Below are 3,659 nucleotides of genomic sequence, written 5' to 3' on the forward strand. Positions count from 1 at the left end.
GTGTCGTTGTGCCCTAATTAAAGAGAATAGAGGCTAATTTTTCCCTGACTTTTCAATGGCTGCTTGTACCTCTATTTGTGGCATTGTACCTTTAATTAGGATACTGTACCCTAATTTAGGATACAAGATTATCTGTGGATAACTTTCGGCGATTTGTGATGAAGACGCGCTGTGAAATCTGAAGCCGTTGCGAAACATCGTGCTGCTATTCTGCGGCCGCTTCTTGAGCTTGAAAAAAAGGGCGACCCAATTGGTCGTGCCATTGGCGACGCGGCATGGGAGTTGGGTCTTTCCAAAAGCTATACTTGGAAGCTTTACCGTCGTCTCAAAGAGAACGATGCTCGATCCGTTGCGCTGCAACCGGGTCGGCGCGGGCCTAAACCTGGAAAAGGGCGTCTTGCTCCGGATGTGGAGCGCATCATCAGCACCACCCTTAGCCGCTACTATCTGGTTCGAGAACGTTCAAGTTTTTTGCGCATTTGGCGTGAGATACGCTCAGAGTGTGATGCAAAGGGCTTCCAGCCTCCGACCCGTCGAACAGTTAAGCGGCGGCTAGATGCGATGGACCAGCGTAAGGTCATCTCAAAGCGACATGGCGCGGACGTAGCTGGACAATTGTTCGCAGCGCGTCCTGGCAAACTCGACGTTCCCGACCCACTCGACGTCGTGCAAATCGATCATACCAAGGCCGATGTATTTTTGGTCGATCACATCGATCGACAGCCTCTTGCGCGGCCGAACCTGACGATGGCGATCGATGTCACCACGCGTGTGGTGTTGGGCGTATACGTGAGTTTCGATGCACCGTCCGTTCTGTCGGTTGCGCTTTGTCTCGACCATTGCGTGCGCCGAAAGACAGTGCATGTGCCCGGCACCCTTGAAGAGCTTACCTGGCCTACGGCTGGTATTCCGAAGGCTGTTCATGTGGACAATGCCCAGGAGTTCCGCAGCAGAGCGTTCAAGTCCGCGTGCGAGGATTGGGGCATTGATGTTTCCTATCGTCCCAAGGGCGGCAAGCATTACGGAGGTCACATTGAGCGCTTGATCGGTACAACTATGGGTTCGGTTCACGTATTGCCTGGAACCACGCACTCGTCACCCAAAGACAAGGGTGACTATAACAGCGAACAAAACGCGACTTTGACGCTTGCTGAGTTTGAAGACTGGCTTCATCTTGAAATCTGTCGGTATCACAACACCCCGCATCGGGCTCTTGGCCGGACACCTCTTGCTGCCTGGAGCGATTTGGGTGGCGATACAGCAGGGCGGCAAGTTGTCGATGTGGACGCGTTTCGATCGAGCTTCATGCCTTTTGAATGGCGCAAGCTTGGCCGCACAGGGATCACGCTTTTTGAAGTGCGCTACTGGAATGATGCGTTTGCGTCCTTGATCGGGCGGGGCAAAGAGAAGGCGCAAGTCAGATTTGATCCGCGGAACCTATCGAAGATTTGGGTGCAGGTAGACGATGGTCGCATGATCGAAGCGCGCTACCGAAATCTCAGTCATCCCGAAATCTCTCTTTGGGAAAGTCGCCGCGCCCGCAAAGAATGGAAAGAAAAGCACGGTGGGCGGATCCACGAAAAGGCGCTGTTTGATATGGTAGACGCGCAAAGGCGTCTGGCCGAGGCAGCGCGCCAGAAAACCAAGGCAGCCAGGCTGGGTAAAGAGCGGGATGCGCGCCTGTCAAAGGCCCCAAAGCAGCGCGACCCTTCTCGTGAAATGTTCGCGATTGATACCGGCAACCCTGATCTTCCAACCTATCCCATAGATGAATTTCATGACCCAAAACGAAAGAATTGACCGCATTCGCAGCGACCATTGGATCGCTTTTGATCGTGCAACGATTGTCCTCAATCGATTGACATCATTGATGGAAACACCGCGACAAAGTCGCATGCCAGGTTTGATGGTCTATGGGAGCTCTGGCATCGGGAAGACGATGATCGCCAAACGTATGGCGAGCAAGTATCCCACTCAATACAAGAGTGATCTCGGGATCACCAAGACACCTGTATTGCTGCTTCAGGCACCACCCGCGCCGGATGAGAGAAGGTTCTACCAACACTTACTATCTACGATTGGCGCGCCCATGTGGGGGCGTCGCACAGTCTCGGAACTGGAGGTTCGGGCGCTGAACCATCTCAGAGACATGGACCTGAAAATGCTCATGATTGACGAGGTGCACAATCTGCTTGCCGGCAGTTACAGGGAGCAACGTCGGTTCCTCAACATGCTACGGTTCCTCGCAAATGAGCTTAGCGTATCGCTCGTGGTCTTTGGCGTTAACGAAGCGCTTGATGCCGTCCGTGGCGATGACCAGCTTGCGCGCCGGTTGGATGAACATTTTTTGCCGCTTTGGGAAGACGATGTAGAGTTCTCACGTCTGATCCAAACACTGATCGCGGCCATGGCGCTGGAAAAACCTTCGGGCCTGACCGTTGCTTCGCTCCGAACCATCCTGAAGGTGACCGGCGGGGTCACGTCCCGCGTCTTTATCATGATTAAGTCTCTGGCCATCGATGCGATTCATTCTGGGGAAGAGAGGATTACGGATGAGGCTGTCGCGACATGGCGGCCGACCTGGAACAAACATGCGTGGACGGTTCCGCTTGAGACGGCCGTTGAGGCCGAGTGACCATCAAGCTTCTGCCCCGCCGACCACCACCCCTATGCGATGAACTGCTTTCGAGCTGGCTTACCCGGCTGGCACAAGCCAATCACTGTTCAACCGAAGAACTGTGCGGCTATCTTGGCTTGCAAAGGGGCAGGGTGCCCGACCGCTCGAGCGACCTTGAGCAAGTTTGTGTAGACCGATTGTGCGCGGCTGTTGGAAGAAAACGTACCGAGATTGCGGCGATGACATTGCCAAATTTGAGCGCCCGCTCATTGAACTATCTGGCAACACATGACTTTCAGACCTGCACATATTGCCAAGAGCAAACGCCGGATCTGGTATTGCGCCACTGGCGGTTTGCTTGGTCGACAAACTGTGAAAGTTGCGGTCGGTCTCTGGTATCGACATGTCCGCATGCTGGTATCTCAAAGCGTATGAAAGCGCGTGCGGTTCAGGGGGCTAAAAGATTGGCGTCAGCTGTAGTCTCTGGCGACCAACAAAGCCTGCATCAGTTCAGACAAACGTCAGACCTTCTGCGATTGTGGAAATTGGCGGATGCAGATGCGCTGATCTCTGAGAACCAAGCCCAAAGAACAATTGTTCTCGCTGCGATTGAACTCGGATCAAAGCACCCGTTGCTTCGCACTGCCTATCGGGTGGCGCGAAACAACCGGGCAGCGCGGAGTCTGTTGCGTACGTTTCCGCGACAGAGTGAGGCTTTGGAGAATCTCCAGAGCTGGGCCCGACTTCATGAATATCGATATGCAGACCAGGGAGCCATAGGCCGCCGAGCTAGAACACGAGGGCTCGGAACAACTGGACTTGTGCCATCCGAGAGAGCGCTTCATGCGGCACGACGCGCAATTGAAGAACTCGGCTCCAACACTGATCGACATGCACTTCTGCTCCGCGCGCAAGAGATTTGGCAGACGGAACCACTCATCCGAAGGTCGCCGAAACCTGTGGACATATCCTAAATAGAGGCACAGAAATCGCCAAAATAGGCCAGAAGCGGTAATTTCTCTTTTATTAGGGTACTACGACA

3 protein-coding genes are annotated in these 3,659 nt (G+C 54.0%); all 3 read left to right on the forward strand.

Annotated elements, in window-relative coordinates; translation table 11 throughout:
- Nucleotides 1-171: 171 nt before the first annotated feature.
- From A8B82_RS20040 to A8B82_RS24840, 3 genes are read left to right on the forward strand one after another with little or no spacing between them, the layout of a single operon-like run.
- Complete coding sequence (locus A8B82_RS20040) at nucleotides 172-1,800, forward strand: Mu transposase C-terminal domain-containing protein (RefSeq protein WP_082894773.1); 1,629 nt, start codon at nucleotides 172-174, stop codon at nucleotides 1,798-1,800.
- Nucleotides 1,778-2,635 carry a TniB family NTP-binding protein gene (locus A8B82_RS20045; RefSeq protein ID WP_229678661.1) on the forward strand — a complete coding sequence of 286 codons (858 nt, stop codon included), beginning with the start codon at nucleotides 1,778-1,780 and terminating at the stop codon, nucleotides 2,633-2,635. The genes A8B82_RS20040 and A8B82_RS20045 overlap by 23 nt, the downstream gene beginning before the upstream one ends.
- On the forward strand, nucleotides 2,632-3,591 hold the full coding sequence (locus A8B82_RS24840; protein WP_111368995.1) for a TniQ family protein: 960 nt from the start codon (nucleotides 2,632-2,634) through the stop codon (nucleotides 3,589-3,591). The genes A8B82_RS20045 and A8B82_RS24840 overlap by 4 nt, the downstream gene beginning before the upstream one ends.
- Nucleotides 3,592-3,659: the final 68 nt, after the last annotated feature.

It is taken from the genome of Sulfitobacter sp. EhC04 (assembly GCF_001650875.1).
Classification (GTDB): domain Bacteria; phylum Pseudomonadota; class Alphaproteobacteria; order Rhodobacterales; family Rhodobacteraceae; genus Sulfitobacter.

Excerpts from the sequence above, each read along its gene's own strand:
- A8B82_RS20045 (WP_229678661.1), top strand. The coding sequence starts at position 1,778 with ATGACCCAAAACGAAAGAATTGACCGCATTCGCAGCGACCATTGGATC.